This is a genomic window from Streptomyces sp. NRRL B-1347, from assembly GCF_000720325.1.
Taxonomy (GTDB): domain Bacteria; phylum Actinomycetota; class Actinomycetes; order Streptomycetales; family Streptomycetaceae; genus Streptomyces.
In genome coordinates this window covers 42,988-64,661 of record NZ_JOJM01000002.1, presented here as the reverse complement: position 1 = coordinate 64,661, position 21,674 = coordinate 42,988, and the positions used below count along the sequence as shown (strand labels likewise).

Annotated in this window: 17 protein-coding genes; all 17 read left to right on the top strand. The window is 69.7% G+C overall.

What is annotated here, in order from left to right:
- The first annotated feature begins 44 nt into the window (after positions 1 to 44).
- On the top strand, positions 45 to 6,572 hold the full coding sequence (locus IG74_RS0101820) for an RHS repeat-associated core domain-containing protein (RefSeq protein ID WP_234334177.1): 6,528 nt from the start codon (positions 45 to 47) through the stop codon (positions 6,570 to 6,572).
- A gap of 698 nt (positions 6,573 to 7,270) precedes the next feature.
- On the top strand, positions 7,271 to 8,170 hold the full coding sequence (locus tag IG74_RS0101815; RefSeq protein WP_051854463.1) for a hypothetical protein: 900 nt from the start codon (positions 7,271 to 7,273) through the stop codon (positions 8,168 to 8,170).
- A gap of 113 nt (positions 8,171 to 8,283) precedes the next feature.
- Positions 8,284 to 8,994, top strand: a complete 711-nt coding sequence (gene cpaB, locus IG74_RS0101810) for a Flp pilus assembly protein CpaB (RefSeq protein ID WP_030668370.1) — start codon at positions 8,284 to 8,286, stop codon at positions 8,992 to 8,994.
- 318 nt (positions 8,995 to 9,312) lie between these two features.
- The gene (locus tag IG74_RS0101805) at positions 9,313 to 10,932 is read left to right on the top strand and encodes an AAA family ATPase (protein ID WP_030668367.1); all 1,620 of its coding nucleotides are present in this window, start codon (positions 9,313 to 9,315) and stop codon (positions 10,930 to 10,932) included.
- Between the two features lie 98 nt (positions 10,933 to 11,030).
- Complete coding sequence (locus IG74_RS0101800) at positions 11,031 to 11,381, top strand: TadE/TadG family type IV pilus assembly protein (RefSeq protein ID WP_030668363.1); 351 nt, start codon at positions 11,031 to 11,033, stop codon at positions 11,379 to 11,381.
- A gap of 6 nt (positions 11,382 to 11,387) precedes the next feature.
- Positions 11,388 to 12,728: a CpaF family protein gene (locus IG74_RS0101795; RefSeq protein ID WP_030668360.1), complete on the top strand. Its 1,341-nt coding sequence runs from the start codon at positions 11,388 to 11,390 to the stop codon at positions 12,726 to 12,728.
- Between the two features lie 29 nt (positions 12,729 to 12,757).
- Complete coding sequence (locus tag IG74_RS0101790; protein WP_030668357.1) at positions 12,758 to 13,705, top strand: type II secretion system F family protein; 948 nt, start codon at positions 12,758 to 12,760, stop codon at positions 13,703 to 13,705.
- Positions 13,706 to 13,722: 17 nt separating this feature from the next.
- Positions 13,723 to 14,613 carry a DUF5936 domain-containing protein gene (locus IG74_RS0101785; RefSeq protein WP_030668354.1) on the top strand — a complete coding sequence of 297 codons (891 nt, stop codon included), beginning with the start codon at positions 13,723 to 13,725 and terminating at the stop codon, positions 14,611 to 14,613.
- A gap of 250 nt (positions 14,614 to 14,863) precedes the next feature.
- Positions 14,864 to 15,058 carry a hypothetical protein gene (locus tag IG74_RS53115; protein ID WP_030668350.1) on the top strand — a complete coding sequence of 65 codons (195 nt, stop codon included), beginning with the start codon at positions 14,864 to 14,866 and terminating at the stop codon, positions 15,056 to 15,058.
- Positions 15,037 to 15,705, top strand: coding sequence for a pilus assembly protein TadG-related protein (locus IG74_RS0101775; protein ID WP_324607483.1), 669 nt, complete (start codon positions 15,037 to 15,039; stop codon positions 15,703 to 15,705). Before IG74_RS53115 ends, IG74_RS0101775 begins: the two co-directional genes overlap by 22 nt.
- Before the next feature lie 53 nt (positions 15,706 to 15,758).
- Positions 15,759 to 16,385: a hypothetical protein gene (locus tag IG74_RS0101770; protein WP_030668343.1), complete on the top strand. Its 627-nt coding sequence runs from the start codon at positions 15,759 to 15,761 to the stop codon at positions 16,383 to 16,385.
- 2 nt (positions 16,386 to 16,387) lie between these two features.
- On the top strand, positions 16,388 to 17,005 hold the full coding sequence (locus tag IG74_RS0101765; RefSeq protein ID WP_030668338.1) for an OmpA family protein: 618 nt from the start codon (positions 16,388 to 16,390) through the stop codon (positions 17,003 to 17,005).
- 218 nt (positions 17,006 to 17,223) lie between these two features.
- Positions 17,224 to 17,757, top strand: a complete 534-nt coding sequence (locus IG74_RS0101760) for a GNAT family N-acetyltransferase (RefSeq protein WP_051854461.1) — start codon at positions 17,224 to 17,226, stop codon at positions 17,755 to 17,757.
- 385 nt (positions 17,758 to 18,142) lie between these two features.
- On the top strand, positions 18,143 to 18,472 hold the full coding sequence (locus tag IG74_RS0101755; protein WP_030668332.1) for a hypothetical protein: 330 nt from the start codon (positions 18,143 to 18,145) through the stop codon (positions 18,470 to 18,472).
- A gap of 70 nt (positions 18,473 to 18,542) precedes the next feature.
- Positions 18,543 to 18,854, top strand: coding sequence for a pore-forming ESAT-6 family protein (locus IG74_RS0101750; protein ID WP_030668329.1), 312 nt, complete (start codon positions 18,543 to 18,545; stop codon positions 18,852 to 18,854).
- A 93-nt stretch (positions 18,855 to 18,947) separates the two neighbouring features.
- Positions 18,948 to 19,364: a DUF6507 family protein gene (locus tag IG74_RS0101745; protein WP_267885529.1), complete on the top strand. Its 417-nt coding sequence runs from the start codon at positions 18,948 to 18,950 to the stop codon at positions 19,362 to 19,364.
- Positions 19,361 to 21,652 carry a hypothetical protein gene (locus tag IG74_RS0101740; protein ID WP_030668322.1) on the top strand — a complete coding sequence of 764 codons (2,292 nt, stop codon included), beginning with the start codon at positions 19,361 to 19,363 and terminating at the stop codon, positions 21,650 to 21,652. The genes IG74_RS0101745 and IG74_RS0101740 overlap by 4 nt, the downstream gene beginning before the upstream one ends.
- Positions 21,653 to 21,674: the final 22 nt, after the last annotated feature.

Genomic DNA, 21,674 nt, shown 5'->3' with positions numbered 1-21,674 from the left:
GTGCGGCCGCCCGACGCGGCGGCCGCACGCGAGGAGACACACACATGAAACAGCTTGGCTTCGGGCTGCCCGGAACCGGCAGATCAGCGAGACGCCGATGGAGCTCGCGGATCGCCGTCGTCACGGGCTTCGCCCTACTGCCGGGGCTCCTGTCCCCGGTGATGTTCACGAACACGGCATCCGCGGCCACCGACCCGCTCGGCAGACCGAAGCTGGACGCGCCCCGTTCGGCCGAGGTCTCCCCGTTCACCGCGAAGGCGAACGACAAGAACGCGGCCGCGGTCCGCAAGTCCGCGGCGGCCGACCTCAAGGCGGCCGAGCGGGCCCGCGGTGACCAGCGGCGCACCGTAACCTGGCCCAAGGGCGGCACGGCGACCTTGAAGCTGCCCGACTCGGGCGCGGCGAAGGCCAGCCCCGGATCGCTGCCGGTCACGCTCTCCACGCCGAAGGCGGCGAAGGGCGCTCCCCGACGGGCCGCCGACCGCCTCAAGGTCGAGGTCCTCGGCCAGCGGGAGGCGAAGAGGCTCGGAGTCAAGGGCGTCGTCCTCACGGTGACGGGCCCCAAGGACGGCGGCACGGCACGTCTGGGCATCGACTACTCGGCCTTCGCCTCCGCGTACGGCGGCGACTGGGCGGGTCGCCTCCAGGCCCTGCGCCTTCCGGACTGCGCCCTCGACAACCCCGGCAAGGCGGACTGCCGCACCCGCGAGCCGGTCGAGTTCACCAACGCCCGCAAGGACGAGCGGCTGAAGGCGGCCCTGTCCTTCCCCGCGGCCGCATCCGGTGCGAAGGCGGGCCGGACGATGGTCCTCGCCCTGGCCGCAGGCACCAAGTCGGGTGCGGGCGACTACAAGGCGACCCCGCTCGCGGCCTCCTCCACCTGGGAGGCAGGCGGCTCGTCGGGCTCCTTCACCTGGTCGTACCCGCTGCGCACGCCCCCGGCTGCGGCGGGCCCCGCGCCGGATCTGACGATCTCCTACGACTCCGGAAGCGTGGACGGGCGCACCGCCTCCACCAACAACCAGGGCACGGTCATCGGTGAGGGCTTCGACCTCACCTCCTCGTACATCGAGCGCAAGTACGGCTCGTGCGAGGACGACGGGCACGACAAGAAGTACGACCTGTGCTGGAAGTACGACAACGCCTCGCTGGTCCTCAACGGCAAGGCCACCGAGCTGGTCAAGGACGACACCAGCGGCGAGTGGCGGCTGAAGAACGACGACGCGTCCACCGTCAAGCGCCACAGCGGCGCGAGCAACGGCGACGACAACGGCGAATACTGGACGGTCACCACCGGCGACGGTACGACCTACACGTTCGGCCTCAACAAGCTGGACGGCGCGGGGGCGGACGACCGCACCGACTCGGTCTGGACCGTGCCGGTCTTCGGCGACGACGAAGGCGAGCCCGGCCACTCCGACGGCACCGGCTTCTCCGACCGGGACAAGAAGCAGGCCTGGCGCTGGAACCTCGACCTCGTCGAGGACACCCGCGGCAATGCCATGACGTACTGGTACGAGGCCGAGCACAACAACTACGACAAGCTCGGCGACGACAACACCGGCACCGACTACACGCGCGGCGGCTACCTCAAGGAGATCCGCTACGGCCAGCGCGCCGACGCCCTCTTCTCCGCCAAGCCCGCCGCCTCCCACAAGGTCGCCTTCACCTACGCCGAGCGCTGCCTGGCATCCGGCACCGGCTGCGACGAGCTGACCGAGGACAAGCGGGACAACTGGCCGGACGTACCCTTCGACAGCGTCTGCAAGGACGACAAGAAGTGCACCGGCAACGTCGGCCCGTCGTTCTTCACCCGCAAGCGCATGACGGCCGTCACCACGTACGCGTGGAACGCCGCACTGGACGCGCCCGCCTACTGGCAGGTCGACAGCTGGAAGCTGAAGCACCTCTACCTCGACCCGGGCGACACCGGTGACAGCACCGATCAGTCCCTGTGGCTCGACGAGATCCAGCACACCGGCAAGCGCGGCGACGACATCTCGCTGGACCCGGTGAAGTTCACGCACGCCTTCCTGCCCAACCGGGTCGACGGCGCGTCGGACGACATCCTCTCCCTGGACAAGCCGCGCCTGCGCAGCGTCACGTCCGAGACCGGCGCGCAGACGATCGTCTCGTACCAGCCCGCCGACTGCGTGGCGGGCCAGACGATGCCGAAGCCGGACGACAACACCCGGCGCTGCTACCCCGTGTACTGGTCGCCGAACGGCGAGAAGACCCCGAAGCTCGACTGGTTCCAGAAGTACCCCGTCACCTCCGTCTCCACGACGGACCCGCGCGGTGGCGCGGAAGCCGTGCAGCACGCGTACGAGTACTCCGGCGGCGGCGCCTGGCACTACAACGACGACCCGATGACGCCCGCCAAGGAGCGCACCTGGTCGGTCTGGCGCGGCTACGAGAAGGTCACGCACTACACCGGCGACAAGGGCACCGACCGCCTCAAGACGGTCAGCATCTACATGCGCGGCATGAACGGCGACCGCGTCGCCGGCTCCGACGGCAAGACCCCCGACCCGGACAAGCGCAGGACCGCGAAGGCCGGGGGCGTCAAGGCGGAGGAGATCACCGACTCCGACCAGTACGCGGGCTTCGCGCGCGAGACGGTCACCTACAACGGCGACACCGAGGTCTCCGCGACGATCACCGACCCGTGGTCGAAGCGGACCGCGACGCAGCACAAGTCGTACGCCGACACCGAGGCGTACTTCGTCCGCGCGGCCGCCACTCACGAGCGCACCCGTGTCACCAGCGGCGACACCCCGCGCGACCGTGTCCGCACCGTCAAGACCGCCTACGACGACTACGGCATGCCCGAGTCCGTCGAGGACAAGGGCGACGACGCCGTCACGGGCGACGAGACCTGCACCCGCACCTGGTACGCCCGCAACGACGACAAGGGAATCAACTCCCTTGCCTCACGCACTCGTACGGTCGCCAAGCCTTGCTCGACGACGGTCGCGGATCTCGATCTGCCCGCCGACTCCGACAAGCCGGGCGACGTCGTGACCGACACGGCCACTGTCTACGACGACCCTGACGCCACGAAGTGGACGTCCGCCCAGAAGCCGACCAAGGGCCAGCCGACCTGGACCGGCCGGGCGAAGTCGTACGGCACGGACAACGTCGCGTCCTGGCAGAAGACATCCACGACGGCGTACGACACGCTCGGGCGCCCTGTCGAGGTCAAGGACACCAACGGGCTCGTCACGGCGAAGTCGAGCTACACCCCTGCCGCCTCCGGGCCCCTGAGGTCGAGCAGCGTCTCCAACGTCAAGGGCCACAAGACCACCACGGACGTCGAATTCGCCACCGGCGCACCGTTGAAGATCACCGACCCCAACGACAAGATCACGGAGACGACGTACGACAGCCTCGGCCGCACCACGCAGGTCTGGCTGCCCAACCGGCTCCGCGTGCTCGACAAGACCCCCAACTACGTCTACGACTACAAGGTCACCAGCAAGGCCATGTCCTGGGTGTCCACCGGCACCCTCAAGGGCGACGGCTCCGGCTACAACACCTCCTACGCGTTCTACGACTCCCTCCTGCGCCCCCGTCAGACCCAGACGCCCACGCCGGTGGGCGGCCGTCTGATCGGCATCACGCTGTACGACACACGGGGACTCGCCGTCAGTGCCCAGGGCGACACCTGGGACGAGACCTCCGCGCCGAGCGGCACTCCCGTGCAGACCGAGGGCAGCCAGGCGCCGCTCCAGACCGACACCACGTACGACGCGGCGGGTCGTGCCACGAAGGCCGTCACGAAGAACTTCGGCGTGACGCGCTGGACGACCACGACGACCTACTCCGGTGACGCGGTGGCCACCAGCGCCCCCGACGGCGGGCAGGCCACGGCCGAGGTCAGCGACGCCCGCGGCCAGGTCGTGCTGCGCCGCGAGTACGGCGGCCCGAAGCCGACCGGAACCGACTTCACGAGCACCCGCTACACCTACACGCCCGGCGGCCAGCAGGAGACGATCACCGGCCCCGACAAGGCCAAGTGGTCCTACTCCTACGACCTGTTCGGCCGCCAGGTGAGTGCGGACGACCCGGACAAGGGCGTCACGACCACGACGTACGACAGCCTCGACCGGCCTCTCACGACCAAGGACGTCGAGAACCGGAAGCTGCTGTACGGCTACGACGACCTCGGTCGCAAGACGGGCATGTGGCACACCGAGAAGACGGACGCCAACAAACTCGCCGCCTGGACCTTCGACGACCTCGCCAAGGGGCAGCAGGACACCGCCACCCGCTACGACGGCGGCCTGACGGGCAAGGCGTACACCCAGAAGGTCACCACCTACACCCCGCTCTACGAGGTCAAGGAGAGCGAACTCAGCCTGCCCGATGACGACCCGATCGTGAAGGCGGGCGTTCCCCAGAAGCTGGCCTTCAGCACGGGCTACCGCTTCGACGGCACCATCAGCCAGGCCTCGCAGCCCGCCGTCGCGGGCCTCAAGGGCGAGACGATCGGCTACGAGTACAACGCCACGGGCCAGCAGACCGGCCTGGACGGCACCACGGGCTACCTGCACGGCGCCGCCTTCTCCCCGCAGGGCGACCTGCGCCAGCTCACGCTCGGCATGAGCGGCGCCAGCACGGAGAAGAAGGCCTACCTCAACTACGACTACGAGGCGGGAACCCGCCGTCTCACCCGCTCCTACGTCACCGACGACGTGCACGGCTACATGCCGCAGGAGCTGAAGTTCAAGCGGGACGACGTGGGCAACGTCACGTCGATCTTCGACGCGACCACCCAGGGCGGCACGTCGAAGGCCGACTACCAGTGCTTCGACTACGACGGCTACAGCCGCCTGACCGAGGCCTGGACCCCGAAGACGGCGGACTGCGCCGCGGCGAAGCGCACCAAGGCCAACATCGACGGGGCCGCCCCGTACTGGACGTCGTACACGTACAACGACGCGGGCCAGCGCAAGTCCGAGACCCAGCACGCGTCGTCGGGTGACGAGACCACGTCGTACGACTACGGCACGCCGCAGGGCCAGCCCCACCCGCTCACCAAGACGACGGGTTCGCGCCCGGCCGCGTACGAGTACGACAAGTCCGGCAACACCACGAAGCGCCCCGGGCCGAAGGCCCAGCAGACCCTCACGTGGAACACAGAGGGCAAGCTGGCCAAGACCCTCGAAGGAACGGCTGAGACCGCCTACCTCTATGACGCGGACGGCGAACTCCTCATCCGCCGTGCCAAGGGCGACGGCGACACGGTCCTCTACCTCGGTGCCACGGAAGTCCGTCTGACGACGAAGGGCACGAAGAAGACCCTCACGGGCACGCGCTACTACACCGCCAACGGCCAGACCATCGCGGTCCGCACCGGCACGAGCGGCGCCGCGGACACGGAACTCAGCTTCCTGGCCGCCGATCACCACGGCACGTCGAGCATCGCCCTGGACGCGACGACGTACGCGGTGACGAAGCGCTACACGTCCCCCTTCGGCTCCCCGCGCGGCGAGAAGACCCCTGCCTGGCCGGACGACAAGGGATTCTTGGGCAAGCCGGTGGACAAGGGGACTGGGCTGACGCACGTCGGGGCGCGCGAGTACGACCCGGCGACCGGCCAGTTCATCAGCGTGGACCCGCTGCTTGAGCATCAGAAGCCAGGCAGCCTCAATGGCTACAGCTACTCTGAGAACAGCCCTATCACGCTGGCAGATGCATCAGGAATGGGCAGCACATTCACGTGTAACCGCAGTTCCTGTGGTGACGAGGCTTCCTTCCAGGAAGAGCATGCCTCTCCGGACTTCGGCACAGATGCTACTTGGGGATCGACCTACCCGGACTACCCGGACAGTGGGCCTCAAGGTGGGATGCCCCGAGGGCGGCCTTCCTGTGGTGTCGTCCCCTTGGCGCCATGCTTCGACGTTGCCGCTGGGCCGCTGGCTGGGCCGCAGCCGACTGACCTCCCCTATATTCCGGCTGCAATAGCAAGCCCTCAGTACATGCTGGCGCGTTCGTGTGGAATGGCTCCGATGGAGATCAAGTGCAACCCTCAGGATGCAATTCTTGGCGGCGGTAGTGACGACCTTCGACTTGTCGGCATGAAATGGGCGGCAGGTGTTCTGCCTGGCGACAAGGTGTATGGGGAGGACAGTCGAGTCGCGCAACAGGTCGCGATGAGTGACCTCACGGCCGCGCGGCGCAAGGAGATCATGAAGCAATGGGCCAAGGGTAAGAAATCTGGCCGCCTGAAGTCGGAGTCAATCGGTGACAAGGGGAACAAGGCTGGCAGGTTCCTTTCGGATGCCTGGGGGATGCTGACGGGAAGCTCCAACATGTCAACGGCAGTGCTGGGTTCGCACACCGCTACATACAAGATCCTGCGCGCGAGCCCGAGAGGTGTCCAGGCACGAATTACGGTGGAGAACTCCATGTCCCTGTCTTCGTTCGCGCACTATGCGACGGGTTACGGGACGAGCCGCGACAAGTTTGTGCAGCGCGGGGATCATGATGGCATCGTGGCATTGGGAGGGGCCGGGAAGTCTCACTATTTGGAGATATCGTTCCGTGTAGTCATCAGTAATCACTAGCGAACGACTGTGGTTGCGCCTGGCCTCTCCCTGCTCTGTCGTTGGGTGGTGGGAGGCCAGGTGTTCCGGCTTCGTTGCGATGTAGGATATTTTTCTGGGTAGAGGGTGGGCGTCAGAGTGACAGGGGTCTTGGGTACATGTTTGGCGCGTTGATGCTGCTGCTCCTTCTTGTGTTGCTGGGAGGTGCGGTTTTGGGGATTGTGGTCGGTATTCACGCGCTGCTTCTGGGGCGTATGCCGGGGGACTGGCTCCAGCGAACTGTCAGGAATCCGCGTATATGGGGATGTGGTGCATTGCTGGTCGTGGGGGGCGGAGTGGCCCATTCCGTCGTTGTCGCGGGTGCCGGTGTCTGCCTCATTGCTCTGGGGTACTTCGCCGATCCCAGGTCGTGATCTCTTCGGGTGGCTGCAATGAGGCCCTTCGTGGCGAACGGGGCGCACGTTGTGTGGCGCGAACAGGAGGACCACACAGCTGCCTCGACCTGTTGCTCGCCGACACCAGTGGACGCCACCTGCCCTGCCGTGGGCAACGCCTGATGCACCGCCCGGAGGCGCGCGCGTCGCGGCAACCCATAGGTGAACAGTGGGAAGTTGGGTGTTAGCGCGGCCCCCGCGTGGATATGGTGCACAGCTAGGGGCGCACGTGAACGTCGGCGTGCGCGGACGGGAGCGTGAGGACTCGGAGCCGGGGGTGTGCGCATGCCGACCGCGATAGCTGTCACCAGTCCGGACCTGGTGCTGCCTTCGCCCGATCGCCACACCCCGACCGCCGCCGTGCTGAAGAGCGCGGGCCAGTCGCCGAAGACGTACTCGCTCGACCGGGCGCTCACCGAGATGCACCAGCTCATCGAGTACCACGGGTACGTGATCGTGCTGTGCCCGGCGTCCGCGCCGCAGGCGCTGCGGCATCGGCTGCACGCGATCCGGTCCGTGCTTGAGAGCGAGCGGATCGCGTTCGTCAGGAGCGAGCTGCCGCCGCTCGGGCTGTCCGTACTGGCCCTCCAGTTACGGCAGTTGTCGATCTGCGACTTCAGCCCCGGCGTGCTCGCGTCCGCCGCGCGGCTGCTCAGCCACTACATCTACGCGGGCGCCCTGCTCGGGTCCGTCGCCAGGCTCGACCGCGTGCCCGTCACGCTGCGGTCGCACACCAAGTCATGGGTTCCGGGCACGCAGTTCGCGGTACTCGCCGCGCCGCGGACCGCGATGGTGAAGGCGACGGGTGACGCGGTGCTGCCCGCGCCGGAGTTCGGTACGAAGCTGCTGTACGCGCCGGGGCAGCTCGCCCCGGGCTGGGTGACCGACACGCTCGCCGACGTGTGGCAGGCGCAGGGCGCCGTCGACGTGCCGCTGCCCGCCGAGTCCGCGCGCTGGTGGGCCACCGGCAAGCTCGTCGAGTTCGCCGCGGCCATCCCGGACATCTCCGTGCTCTACCAACTCGTGTCGTCCGTGCGGAGGGAGGACTGCCACTGGTGCGGTCTCGAACTCATCGGTGACCGCTGCGCGTTCTGCGCGGCGCCGCTGCTCCCGCCGTCAGAGCGGGCCGCCACGCCCGAGGTGACCACCGGGGCGCGGGCGCTGCTGCCCCGCGGCGCCACCTAGGCCCCCTTCCGTCCGCGCCCCACCGGCTCACGCACCACCCCGCTCACCGTCCGTAGCCACACGCAAGCCACACGCACTCGCTGCACGAACGAACGAGGTAGGTAGTCCGGCCCATGAACTCACGCCAGCGCCGCGGTGTCATCCTGATGGTCCTGTCGGTCCTGTGCGCGATCGGCGCCTTCGCGGGCGTCCTCTCGGTCATCCGCGACGTGAACTCGAAGGTCGGCCCCGAGACCGAGGCGTACGAGCTGAAGACGGACATCGCGCCGTACAAGGAGCTGGAGCCCGGCCAGTTCAAGAAGGTCGAGATGCCCGAGCGGTGGCTGTCGGAGAACGCCGTCACCAACCTCCGGGAGATCCGCGGGAAGATCGCCGTCACCCAGCTGCGGAAGGGCTCCCTGCTGCAGAGCGACATGATCGTGAAGCGGCCCCGGCTCGCCCCGGGCCAGCAGGAGATCGCCATCATGATCGACGCGGCGACCGGCGTCGCCGGAAAGATCACCCCCGGCTCGACCGTCAACATCTACGCCACCTTCAAGGCCGAGACCGACCGCGGCAAGGACCAGTCGAAGGTCATCGTCGAGAAGGCCAGGGTCATCGACGTCGGCAAGCTGACGGCCCTCGAACCCGACCGCGACGACCGCAGCCGCCGCCGCACCGACGAGGCCGTGCCCATCACGTTCGCCCTCGACACGCGGGACGCCCAACGCGTCGCGTACGCCGAGTCGTTCGCCTCGCACGTCCGGCTCGCCCTGGTCGGCGGGGGCGGCGACGCGGACGTACCGCGCGGGGACCGTACGTACACCTTGGACGAGGACAAGTAGGGGGCCCGCTGTGAACGTTCCCTTGGCTGGTGTGGCTCGCGCGGTTCTGGTGGCACGTGCCCGGTGCCACGGCTGGTTCTCGGGGGTGCCGCCGCTCGGCGGGCGCCTCGTGTACCCCGCGTGCCCCACGCGGGCCGTGTACCCCGCGCGCCCTGTGCGCCCCGCGCGTGCCGCGCACTCCGCGCGTGCCGTCCGTCCGCCGCGGGCCGCGCACGGCGGGTGGCCGCCACCGGCGCCCGGCACCCCCGAGGCCCTCGTCCGCGCCGGTGTCCGCCGTGCCCGCCCCGGCTTCGCCCGGCCCGTGGGAGGCCGCCGCCCATGACCATCCGCATCCTCCCCGCCGTCGGCGACCCGGACGCCGCCCGCACCCTGAGCGGGCTCGCCGCCCAGCTCCCGGACGCCGAACCCGCCGCGCCCGTCGCCGACTCCACCGCGCTCCTCGACACCCTCGCCCACCTCGCCGCCGAGTCCGTCGACGAGCTGCCCGAAGTCGTCCTCGTACACGAGCGCATCGCGCCCGCCCCGGCCCTCGACCTCATCCGCGACCTGGTCCTGCGCTTCCCCGCCGTCGGCGTCGTCCTCGTCACCGCCGACACCAGCCCGGCCCTGCTCACCGCCGCCATGGACTGCGGCGCGCGCGGCATCGTCACCTACCCGCTCGCGTACGACGCCCTGGCCGAGCGCGTCCAGGCCGCGGCAGGATGGGCCACCGGCATGCGGCGCCACCTCGGCACCGGCGCCGTCGAGCTGTACGGCTCCGGCTCCGGCGCGGCGCCCGCGGGCAACGGCCGGGTCGTCGCCGTCACCGGCGCGAAGGGCGGCGTCGGCACCACCCTCACGGCCGTGCAGCTCGCCCTCGCCGCGCAGGCGTCGGGCCGCAGCGCCGCCCTGCTCGACCTGGACCTCCAGTCCGGCGACGTCGCCTCGTACCTCGACGTGCAGTTCCGCCGCTCCGTCGCCGACCTCGCCGCGATCAGCGACCTCACGCCGCGCGTCGTCCAGGACGCCGTCTACGCCCACGAGACCGGCATCGGCCTCCTCCTCGCCCCCGCCGAGGGCGAGCGCGGCGAGGAGATCACCGAACGCGTCGCCCGGCAGACCGTCAACGCGCTCCGCGGCCGGTACGACGTCGTGGTCGTCGACTGCGGTACGTACGTCACGACCGCTGGCGCGGCCGTCGTGGAGATGGCCGACCAGGCCGTCCTCCTGCTCACCCCGGACGTCGTGGCCGTACGCGCCGCCAAGCGCATGGTCCGGCTCTGGGACCGGCTCCAGATCCGCAAGGCCGAGGAGACGGTGACCGTCGTCAACCGGCACGCGCGCGGCACCGAGATCCAGCCGTCCCTCGTCGCCCGCGTCACCGGCACGCGCGCCGCCCGCACGACCGTGCCGGACGTCCCCAAGGAACTCCACACCGCCGTCGACGCGGGCCGTCTGCACGACCTCGACGCCAAGTCCACCGTCAAGCAGGCGCTGTGGGGGCTGGCCGGTGAACTGGGCCTCGTGGAGCCGGAGGCCGGGGGCGGCCGCAAGGGCGGCCGCGGCCTGCGCCGCGCCACGAAGTCCGACCGCGGCGCCGTCACCCTCGAATTCGCGGGCATGTTCCCGCTCCTCCTCGCCGTCCTCGGCATCCTGTGGCAGTGCACGCTGTACGGCTACTCGTACTCCCTGGCGGGGAACGCGGCGGACGAGGCGGCGCGGGCCGCCGCGGCGGCGACCGCCGTGGACGGCGACGTGGCCGGGGCTTGCTCACAGGCCGGGCAGAAACGCCTGCCCTCGGCGTGGCAGGGCAGCGCGGACATCTCCTGCGGGCAGGACGGCGACGTCATCAAGGCCCGGGTGAAGCTCCAGGTCCCCGTGTTCTTCCCCGGGACGGACGCGGGCTGGACGGTCAAGGCCGAGGCCGGAGCGGCGGACGAGCGGGAGGTGACGCCGTGAGGAGCCCGGCGTTACGACGGGGCCACGGCGACAGGCGCGCGCCCGCACGGGCCCTCGCCCGAGCCAGCCGCCGCCCCCGGGGCGACAAGGGCGTCTCCATGCTGGAGTTCGCCGGCTTCCTGCCCGTCCTCCTGCTCGTGGGCCTCGCCGCCATCCAGCTCGGCCTCGTCGGCTACGCGGCCAACCAGGCCGGCTCCGGTGCCCGCGCGGCCGCCCGCGTCGAGTCCCGCGAGGGGACCGGCGGCGAGGCCGCGGGGTACGCCGCGATGGACTCCGGCCTGGACGCGGACGTATCGGTCGGAGGCGGCGGCGACACCACCACCGCCACGGTCACCGTCCAGGTGCCCACCCTCCTGCCCTTCGTGGACACGGACTGGGAGGTCAAGAAGACCGTGACCATGCCCAACGACGACCCGGCAGAGCCCGGTGCCCCCGGGACAGGAGGCTGACCCCGCATGAGCCTGCGCTCCCGCATCGCGCCGCCCGCCGACGCCGCCGCGCCCAACCGCGACGACGGCCTCGTGGCCACCTACCGGGCGAAGCTGCTCGAAGAGATCGACCTGGCCGAGATGTCGTCCCTGTCGGCGGCCGACCGCCGGGTCCGCCTCGAGCGGGTCCTGGGCCACATCATCAGCCGCGAGGGCCCCGTCCTCTCCGCGTCCGAGCGGGCGCACCTGATCCGGCGCGTGGTGGACGAGGCCCTCGGCCTCGGCGTACTGGAACCGCTCCTGGCCGACGCGTCCATCACCGAGATCATGGTCAACGGCCCCGACTCGATCTTCGTGGAGCGCGCGGGCCGCGTCGAGCAGCTCCCGCTCCGCTTCGCCTCCGACGACCAGCTGATGCAGACGATCGAACGCATCGTCTCCACGGTCAACCGCCGCGTCGACGAGTCGAACCCCATGGTCGACGCGCGCCTGCCCACCGGCGAGCGCGTCAACGTCATCATCCCGCCGCTCGCCCTCACCGGCGCGACCCTCACCATCCGCCGCTTCCCGCGCGCGTACACGCTGCCGGAGCTGATCGGCCTCGGCTCCCTCGACGAGCACATGCTGATGCTCCTCGCGGCCTTCGTGCGGGCCCGCTTCAACCTCATCGTCAGCGGCGGCACGGGCTCGGGGAAGACCACGCTCCTCAACGCCCTCTCCGGCCTCCTGCCGGGCCACGAGCGCATCATCACCATCGAGGACTCGGCCGAACTCCAGCTCCAGCAGGACCATGTGATCCGACTCGAGTCCCGCCCGCCGAACGTCGAGGGCAAGGGGCAGATAACGATCCGCGACCTGGTCAGGAACTCCCTGCGGATGCGCCCCGACCGCATCATCGTCGGCGAGGTCCGCGGCGGCGAGACGCTCGACATGCTCCAGGCCATGTCCACCGGCCACGACGGCTCCCTGGCGACGGTCCACGCCAACACCGCGGAGGACGCCCTCACCCGGCTCCAGACCCTGGGCTCCATGTCGGAGGTTCAGGTCCCCTTCGAGGCCCTGCGCGACCAGATCAACTCGGCCGTGGACGTCGTCGTCCAGCTCGCCCGGCACGCCGACGGCTCCCGCAAGGTCGCCGAGATCGTGCTGCTGGTCTCGCACGGCCGCCAGCAGTTCCGCATCGCCCCCGTCACCCGCTTCGTCCCGCACCCGGTCGGCCCCGACCGGGTCGTCCACGGCTACTTCGAGCACCTGCCGCTGCCGCGCCCCGTCGCCGAGCGCCTGTACGTCGCCGGTGAGCCGGTGCCGCCCGCGTACGGCGTGGCCGAGGCCATCGACGTACTCGACACGCGCGAAGCGATCGGCTGAGGAGACCAGAGGAGACCTGAGGACACCCCATGAACAACCCCACGCTCCTGGCCCTCGGCGCCACGCTCCTCACCGGCACGCTCGCCGTCGCCGGAGTCCAGACGTACGCGTCCGGGCGCGCGCAGCGCCAGGCGCTCGTGGACCGCCTGTCCGCCGATGGCGGGCCCGCGGCCCTGGAGAGCGGCGCGCGCAGGCGCCGCTTCACGGCGGTCGACCGCAGGCTGCGCCGCACCCGCCTGGGCCGCGAACTCCACCTGCGGCTCTCGGCGACGGGCCTGGACCTGACGCCCGGCGAGTTCTTCACGTACGTCACGGCCGTCGTGGCGGCCGTGTGGCTGATCGCGGCGGCGTCCCTGGCCCCCTTCTTCGGACCGATCGCGGGAGTGGTGGCGGTCTGGGGAGCGGTCATCTTCCTCAACTGGCAGCGGCAGAAGCGCATCGAGGCGTTCATCAACCAGCTCCCGGACGTCGCCCGCATCCTTGCCAACGCGACGGCCGCGGGCCTGGCCCTGCGCACCTCCCTGGCGATGGCGGCGGAGGAACTGGAATCTCCTGCTGGCGAGGAACTCTCGCACGTCGCCCACCAGTTGACCGTGGGCCGCTCGATCGACGACACCCTGGAGGAGCTGGCCCAGCGCCTCCCGTCCCGCGAACTGATAGTGCTGGTGACGACCCTGGTCCTGTCCAACAAAGCGGGCGGCTCCGTCGTCAACTCCCTGCGCAACCTCACCCAGACCCTGGAGGACCGCAAGGAGACGCGGCGCGAGGTCCGCACGATGCTCTCGGAGGTCCACGCCACGGCCTTCACGGTGCCGCTCCTCGGCCTCGGCTCGCTCCTGCTGATCAATTCCTCGAACGAGGGCGCGCTGGAGCGCGTGACGGGCTCGCCCCTGGGGCAGACCTTGATCCTGATCTCGCTGGGCCTGTACGCGGTGGGCTTCTTCGTGATCAGGCGCCTGGGCAAGATCGAGGTCTGAGGGGAGGTGGGGTCACGGTGCCGGGTTTGCTGATCGCCCTCCTGATGGGCCTGGCCGTCGCGGGAGCCTGCCAGGGCATCCGCATGTACCGCGCCGAGGCGAAGCTGCCGCCCGACCTGGCGGTCGCCCTCGAGGTCGGCGCGACCCGCGTCTCGGCGGCGGGCGGGGCCGTGGACCGCCTGGGCATGCGCTTCGCGCCGCTGGTCCTGCGCCTGATGGGCCCGAAGCGGGTCGCGGCCAAGCGCCGCAGGATCGACATGGCGGGCAACCCCGGCGGCCTCACCATCGACCGCTACGCCGCCCGCCGCGCGGTGTACGGCGTCTTCGGCCTCGTCCTCGGCCTGGTCTTCCTCACCAACGGCCAGCCGCTGTTCGCCGCCATGACGTTCGTCTTCGGCGCGATGGCGGCGGACGCCCTGATCTGGCAGGCCGTCCGCGAACGCCGCGAGGTCATCGACCGCACCCTGCCCGACTTCCTCGACGTCCTCGCGGTCGTCGTCTCCGCGGGCCTGGGCTTCCGCCAGGCCCTCGACCGGGTGGCCGAGAAGTACGAGGGTCCGTGGGCGGACGAACTCCGCATCACCCTGCGCCAGATGGACATGGGCGTCAGCCGCCGCCAGGCCTTCGACGAACTCCGCCGCCGCAACTCCTCCGAACAGGTGGCCCAGTTCGTCTCCGCCCTCCAACAGGGCGAGGAACTCGGCTCCCCCATCGCCGAAACCCTCATCCAACTCGCCACGGACATGCGCCGCACGGACGCCCAGAACTCCCGCCGCAGAGCGGCGAAGACGATCCCCAAGGCGACGTTGGTGACGTTGGTGTTCATGCTTCCGGCGACGATGATCCTGATCGCCGCCGGGATGTTCCTGGGCTCCGGTTCCGACTTCGGCTCGATTCTGGGGCGGTGAGCTTCACCAAATGTCCTTGCTGATGCAACCGCGTATGGGACCCTCCCGAAGGGAAGGGCGGCGATGAGGCATTCGATACCCAGTGAGGCCGGCGAAATAGGCCAACCTGCGCGCCGGACGGGAAGTCGGTTGCGCGGGGGCTCTCTTGGGGCAGTGGTTGTGATAGTCGGTCACGTAGTCGGTATCGGTACCCGGTGGAAGAGAAAGGTCGTCCGTCATGCTGAAGGAACGCGTACTGGGTGCGTGGGTCATGTGGACCCTGACGGTGTCCGCGCGGGTACGGCGGGCCCGGGGGAGCGAGGGGGACCGGGGGGCGGGGTTCGTGGAGTATGCGGGGTTGATGATTCTGATTGCCGGGATCTTCGTTCTCATCGACGGTCTCGGACTCGACGGGCAGATCTCCGGCGCGATTCAGGACGCCGTATCCGACGTCATCGGAGGCTGATTCGTAACCGACTGCGCCGTGACACGGGGCAGACGCTTCCGATCTATATCTGGCTGACCGGAATTCTGCTCTTCGTCGCGTTTGCGTTCTTCGCGTTCGCTCAGGCGGCGTCCGCCCGCAACGGCGCGCAGTCAGCGGCGGACGCGGCCGCGCTGGCGGCGGCGCAGGACTCGCGTGACGAGCTCTTCGAAGGCCTGGGCGAAGCCATCCAGGCAGGCGACGACGAGTGGCTGGACTGGCTCGGCGGCGACCTGTTCACGGGGGAGGGAGCGGAGGCGGCGGCCGACGCGCTGGCCGCGGAGAACGACTCCAAGGTCACAGGCTTCGGAAACGCCGAGGTCAACGGATACCCCGGCTACCAAGTGGAGGTCACGACCAACTACACGGTCGGCGACTCGATCATCCCGGGTACGGAGACGAAGCACGCGAGGGCGGAGGCGACCGCCGTCATCAAGCCCCGCTGCGAGGCGGACCCGTCGGCCGATCAGCCAGCCGATCCGCCGGTCGACCCCCCGGCCGACTCCGAGGACATCGTGCAATTCGTCTGCGACGGCGAGGAAGACCCCATCGAAATCGACCCCGACGACTTCGACCTGGACGACCTGCCGGACGCGTCGGTGCTGTTCTCCGTACACCTGGCCAAGTGACAAGCGACCACAGAAGAACAAGCGATCACAGAGAAGAAAAGGAAGCCGTTGAGATGAAGCTTCGGCGCACCATGACGACCCGCAGGGCAATGACCGCGGTGGCGATCACGACTGGGCTGGTCCTCGCGGTGGCCGGTTGCGGTGGTGGCGAGGACGGCGGTGACGACTCCAAGAAGGAGAACTCGTCGTCGGGCTCGACGAACCAGAATCAAGGCGGCAAGCAGAGTGACGACAACGAGGACAAGGGCGAGGACGGGGGGCAGGAACAGTCCTCGGACGAAGTGCTCGCCGAGGTGAAGGGCGAGGAGAGCATCACCCTCACGATCAAGTCGGCGGTGCGCGACGAGGGCGGCTTCGTGACGGTGTCCGGAACGGTCACGAACAATGGCAACCGGTTCTTCGCTGCAGCCAACTGGCGCGGTGAAGAACGCGAGTTGAACAAGAACGGTTCATCCGTGGCTGGCGCCAACCTCGTCGACGGCAAGGGCAAGAAGCGGTACCTGGTGCTGCGCGACACGGAAGGCCGCTGCCTCTGCACCAAGTTCACCGGCGGCGTCAAGCCCGGCCAGACCAGTGAGTGGTACGCCCAGTTCCCGGCACCACCCGAGTCGACGAACAAGATGTCGTTCCAGGTGGGAGCCATGCCACCTGCTCCCATCGAACTCGCCGGGGGCCAGTGACGATGCCGTGCTCCCGTGCTCGCACCCTCGCCACAACCACCACCCTCACCGCAGCCCTCCTCCTCGCCCCCACCCCCGTCTGGGCCGACGACGACCCCAGCAAACCCCCCGGCGGCACCTCCACCACCTCCCCACCCCCCGAGGTCGACTCCAACAGCCCGGGCCTGAAGCTCGCCGACGGGGCGACGCTCGCGCCCGCCAAGGTGCTGGACATCAAGTCCGTCGTCGAGGACCTGGGCGGTGAGGAGCGCCGCGAGGACACCAACACGGACGTGAAGTTCGCGCTGCAGGCCGAGGTCCTCTTCCCCAAGGACAGCGCGAAGCTCAACCCCGAGGCGGACGCCCGCATCGAGGCGATCGCCGACGAGGCGAAGGCCCAGAAGGCGACCGACGTCCGGGTCTTCGGCTTCACGGACAACCTCGGCTCGTACGCCCACGGCAAGAAGCTCTCCAAGGACCGCGCCGAAGCCGTCCACGACCGCCTGGCCAGCTTCCTCGGCCCACAGGTCACGTACTCCGTGCGCGGCTACAGCGAGGACTACCCGATCGCCGACAACGGCTCGGAGGAGGGGCGGAAGAAGAACCGCCGCGTGGAGGTCTCGTTCCCCCGCGGTACGTGAGACACGTGCCACCGGGGCCGGGGCCGGGGACACAGAGGCGCTCCCGATCGTTCTTACCGTACGGACGAGGCCGATGGGAGAACGTGGTGCCCGAGTACGACGACTACGACCGCGACGACTACGACCGCGACGACGACTACGACTACGACCGCGACGACCGGAGCGACGCCGCCGCGCGCCCGGCAACCTCCGAGGACGTCCCCCGGGCCGTCCGCACCCTGGGGCGGGCCTTCGCCGACTACCCCTGGACCCGGCACACGGTGGCCGCCGACGACCACATACGCCGCGTGGAGGGCTTGCAGGAGCTGTTCCTGACGCGGATAGGCCTGGATCACGGCCGGGTGTGGGTCGCCGGGGGCGGAGCGGCCGTGGCCGCGTGGACCACCCCGGCCACGGCGGACGCCGGGGCCGTGCTCGCCGGCCTGGCCCCCCGCTTCGCGGAACTGGCCGGAGACCGCGCGCAGGCGTACGAGGAGGCCGAGGCGGCGCTGCGCCCGCACCGCCCCACGGAACCGGTGTGGTTCCTGGGCACGGTCGGCGTCGACCCGGACCGCCAGGGCGCCGGCCTGGGCCGTGCGGTACTGCGCCCCGGCATCGAGGCGGCGGAACGGGACGGCGTACCAGCATTCCTGGAAACCTCCGCCGAGGCCAACGTCCGCTTCTACGAACGCCTCGGCTTCGAGGTCACGTCCGACCTGACCCTGCCGTCCGGGGGCCCACGCACGTGGTGCATGCTGCGCCGGGTGCCCTGAGGGCCCCGCGCACGGGCCAGGCATCGCGAGGCCACGGACCCCCGGCCCCCACCGACCCACCTCGACGCAGCCGCAAACAAGCCAACGCCGCAAGCCGCGCCGCTCACTCGCCGCACACTTTTGGCCATAGTGCCCGTACGAAGGAGTCGTCCCCGACCCCGTGGTGAGAGGAGTGACCGCCGGGACGCCGGTGCTCACGCGGCGCGGACCCGCTCCGCGGAGTGGCGGGATCACGCCACCGAGCCCCCAACTGCGTTGCGCTTGCAATGAAATGTCGGGAAGTATGTTCGATGAGCTATGAGGCATGAGCGCTGCGTGAGCAGGCCGTGGCGCCGGAGGCGCACTTCGGTTGTGTGCCGGGCGAGTTGAAGCGGGGGTTGGGTGCATGAAGTTCGACATGGGCGAGACGACACTGGCCGTCCTCGGCAAGAACACCTCCGGGTCGAGCGACGACCTGGGCGCGCTGATCCGGGCGCTGGTGTCGGCGGCGGAGCCGCTGGAGGGGAAGTTCAACGGCGCGGGCAAGGCGACGTTCGACTCCTTCAAGCTGCGCGCGGACGAGATCACGGCGGCGCTGAACGGTTCGCTGCGGTCGATCCTGGGCGGCCAGGCGGGCATGGACGAGGCGTTCGCGACCGGCACGCAGGAGCAGTCCGACAACGCGCAGCGGAACATGGGCGCGGCCAACTTCCAGGCGGCGCGCTTCTCCGGCTGAGCGGCAGCCGCACGCGGGCCGACGCAGGGCCCGACCTTCCACATTCCACTGTTGCGGGGAGTTGTCAGGCATGGCTGGGAACCAGGACCGGCGTTCGTACGACACCGGCGCCTCCGCCGACGTACAGGGCGGGCTGCACATCATCATCGGCCAGCTGGAGCGGGTGCTCGGCGACCGCGACCGCGCGGTGAAGGCGGCGATGGCCGACTACCAGGCCGACGGCGTCTCGGACGAGTACCACGGCAAGGAAGTCCGCTGGAACAAGGCCGCCAACGAGGTCCGCGAGATCATCCGCCTCGTGCGCTCGACGCTGGAGGAGAACGACGGCACGGCCCAGACGACGCTGTCGCGGGCACGGGCGGCGGTCAACAACATCGGCTGAGCCGAGGCCGGTTGTCAGCCGGTTGTCAGACGTTTGTGGGCCGGGCCGAGCAGCGCGACGCGGCCCGGTCGCTGGGGATCGAGGGGGCGTGCAGTGACGGCTTGGGACATCCAGCCCGGTGGAGTAAGCAGCGTGCTGATGCGGGCCGGTGGTTCGGCCGAGCGCATGGCGAAGGCCGGCCGTGACATGCAGAAGACGCTGCCGAGCGCGGCGGCTTCGGCGGGCACGATCGTCGAGGGCGGGCACGAGGGGGACGGGAAGCCCGGCAAGGGGGGCGGGAAGCAGGGCCCGGTGGGCTCCGCCCTGGGTGTGTTCGCCCGGCAGTGGAACGAGGACCTGGAGTACATCTCGCGCCGCGCCGCGAGCTCCCTGCTCGGCGCGCACCTGGCCACGAAGGAGTACGTGGAGGGCGATCTGAAGATGGCCGCGAGCAGGAACCGTGACGCCATCAACGGCATCGTGCCCGACATGCCTGGCGGCAACGGCGCTGGCGGGGGCGGCGAGAAGTGAGCAACGAGCCCATCGACCCGAACGCGATACCGCAGTTCACCGGTGATCTGGAGCAGCTGGAGCGAGACGTCTCGGACCTGCGCCGCGAAGCATCGCGGTTCCGGGACGGGGGATCGGACGTGCACTCCGACTTCCAAGGGCTCTCGGCGTTCTACGAGGCGCCGGAGGCGGAGCAGCTGTTCGCCACGACGAAGCCGGTGAAGACGAAGACGGACGCCTTCGCCGACGACCTGGAGAAGGTGGCGCAGGCGCTGAGCACCTACGCGTCCGACGTGCGGCCGATCGCGAAGAAGCTCAAGGAGCTCCAGACCGAGGCCAGCGCCTTCTACATCGACGAGGTCTCCACCGACGACGACTGGCGCAAGGACGACGACAAGCGCGAGCACAACAACCGGCTGGTGGAGGAGGTCAAGGCCGCCACCCAGGCCTTCCGCGCGGCCGAGATCGACTGCCACAACAAGATCACCGGACTGGTCGACGGCGTCCAGCTCAGGCCCAGCAGCGACGGCACCACCAGTTGCGACACGTACGGCTACACCGATGAGGTGCTTGACCAGGCCGAGTCGTTTCCCTGGGGAGGGGCGGTCGAGAAGGACCGCGACGGCGTCGACTGGCTGCTCCACAAGGCGAAGGACGTCGGCAAGGGCTTCTTCGTGGACGGCCTGGGCGGTGCGGCGAAGGCGCTGGGCACGCTGGGCGGCGCGGACGGCTGGGGCGCGGCCGGGGAGGCGTGGACCAACCTGGGGAAGCTCGCCACCGGGCTGACGCTCAGCGTCGGACCGGCGGCCGGTGTCTTCTGGATGGCCAGGGACGACCAACTTCCCAGCTGGCTGCGGGACTCCCGCCGGGCGGTCGTCGACACCGGCAAGGGCCTGATCGCCTACGACCAGTGGAGCAAGAACCCGGCGCGGGCTGCGGGCCTGGTCGGCTTCAACGCGCTCACCATCCTGGCGACGCGCGGCGCCGGGACCGCCGCCAAGGGCGGCGCGATGGCAAAGACGATCTCGGGAGTCAGCAAGTTCGGCCGCGCGGTGGACCCCTTCACGTACGCGGCGAAGGGCGTCCAGTTCGGGGTGACCAAGGTCGGGGACGTGCTGGGGCAGCTGAGGAGCGGCCGGGCAGGAGCGCGGCTCAACTTCGGGAACAGCTCCTATCACTTGGCGGGCGACGGCGTGCGGGTTCCCGTCCGTCCTGAGGCTGTGCCTCAGGACGCGGTGCCGTATGTCGGCGACAAGGGCCGCACGGTCTATCTGGCGAGCGATGGGACGGTGCTTGACCAGCACGGGAAAGTTCTCCAAAAGGCGGAGGACGCCCCGTCGGAACTCCCCTCACGAGAGCGGGCTGCCGTGCCCAGTGGGGAGGCGCCACTCAACGTGCGCGCTCCTGAGCGTGAACCGGTGCTGGCCGGAGCGCACGTGGGTGACGACGCGGTGCGCCGAGTCGGTGGCAGTCCTCCCGGCGGTGACACGGCTCCTGGTGTTGTGGGCGAGGTCGGTTCGCGCGCGCCGGGGGGCGGGGTGCACGACAGCCATGCGCCCTCGGCGGATCACGCCTCCTCGTCGCACCACGGAGGGGCCGGTGCTGCACCCCAATCGCACAGCGCACACGCTTCGGGTGGTGGCTCTGATCCGACCTCCGGCGTTACTCACGGTTCGGGAGCCGCGCCGCACACCGGTGGTCCTGGCGACGGGAACGGCGCCCTCCCGCAAGGCATGCCCGCAGGGGAGCACTCCCTCCTGGAGCCGCGGGCCGTGGACGACCGCATCAAGGAGCTGGACGACCGTCAGGGAGGTGAAGGGCATGCGCCTGGGCGCCACCTCCACCCGAATGACCAAGCCCTGATCGACCGTCTGGGTACGGTGAAGACCGATGCCAACGGAGCGCCCAAGGTCTACGGCCCCGATTCAGGAGCACCCGGGCTGCTGAAGTCGGAGAACAACATTGACCCATTGACCGGTACCACCACGGACGGTGTGAGTGGTCGGGCCCATCGGGTCGGTCCCTACGCCACGAGATTCGATGACGCGGAGGACATGGTCATCGCGGACGCCTACTTCCGGAATCAACTTCGACAGGGCGCTCCTCCCTCTGAGATGCCGATTGCAGATATATTGGGGCCTCAGGGGCACGAGAGGTTTACCGGATTCTATCGAGATCCGGCAAATCCGAGTGAGTTCCTACCGGTTGACTTCACCGGTGGGACGATCAAGGCGATCTATCACATTCAGAACGGGCGCTGGGAGCTGCATACGATGTATCCGAATCCAGCCCCTGGTCGCCACCCCTAGGGCACTGGGGTATGCACAGAGA

What these genes read in the sequence shown, in the direction of transcription:
- IG74_RS0101820 (WP_234334177.1), top strand. Translation starts at nt 45, where the DNA reads ATGAAACAGCTTGGCTTCGGGCTGCCCGGAACCGGCAGATCAGCGAGA.
- IG74_RS0101815 (WP_051854463.1), top strand. Translation starts at nt 7,271, where the DNA reads ATGCCGACCGCGATAGCTGTCACCAGTCCGGACCTGGTGCTGCCTTCG.
- cpaB (WP_030668370.1), top strand. Translation starts at nt 8,284, where the DNA reads ATGAACTCACGCCAGCGCCGCGGTGTCATCCTGATGGTCCTGTCGGTC.
- IG74_RS0101805 (WP_030668367.1), top strand. Translation starts at nt 9,313, where the DNA reads ATGACCATCCGCATCCTCCCCGCCGTCGGCGACCCGGACGCCGCCCGC.
- IG74_RS0101800 (WP_030668363.1), top strand. Translation starts at nt 11,031, where the DNA reads ATGCTGGAGTTCGCCGGCTTCCTGCCCGTCCTCCTGCTCGTGGGCCTC.
- IG74_RS0101795 (WP_030668360.1), top strand. Translation starts at nt 11,388, where the DNA reads ATGAGCCTGCGCTCCCGCATCGCGCCGCCCGCCGACGCCGCCGCGCCC.
- IG74_RS0101790 (WP_030668357.1), top strand. Translation starts at nt 12,758, where the DNA reads ATGAACAACCCCACGCTCCTGGCCCTCGGCGCCACGCTCCTCACCGGC.
- IG74_RS53115 (WP_030668350.1), top strand. Translation starts at nt 14,864, where the DNA reads ATGTGGACCCTGACGGTGTCCGCGCGGGTACGGCGGGCCCGGGGGAGC.
- IG74_RS0101770 (WP_030668343.1), top strand. Translation starts at nt 15,759, where the DNA reads ATGAAGCTTCGGCGCACCATGACGACCCGCAGGGCAATGACCGCGGTG.
- IG74_RS0101765 (WP_030668338.1), top strand. Translation starts at nt 16,388, where the DNA reads ATGCCGTGCTCCCGTGCTCGCACCCTCGCCACAACCACCACCCTCACC.
- IG74_RS0101755 (WP_030668332.1), top strand. Translation starts at nt 18,143, where the DNA reads ATGAAGTTCGACATGGGCGAGACGACACTGGCCGTCCTCGGCAAGAAC.
- IG74_RS0101750 (WP_030668329.1), top strand. Translation starts at nt 18,543, where the DNA reads ATGGCTGGGAACCAGGACCGGCGTTCGTACGACACCGGCGCCTCCGCC.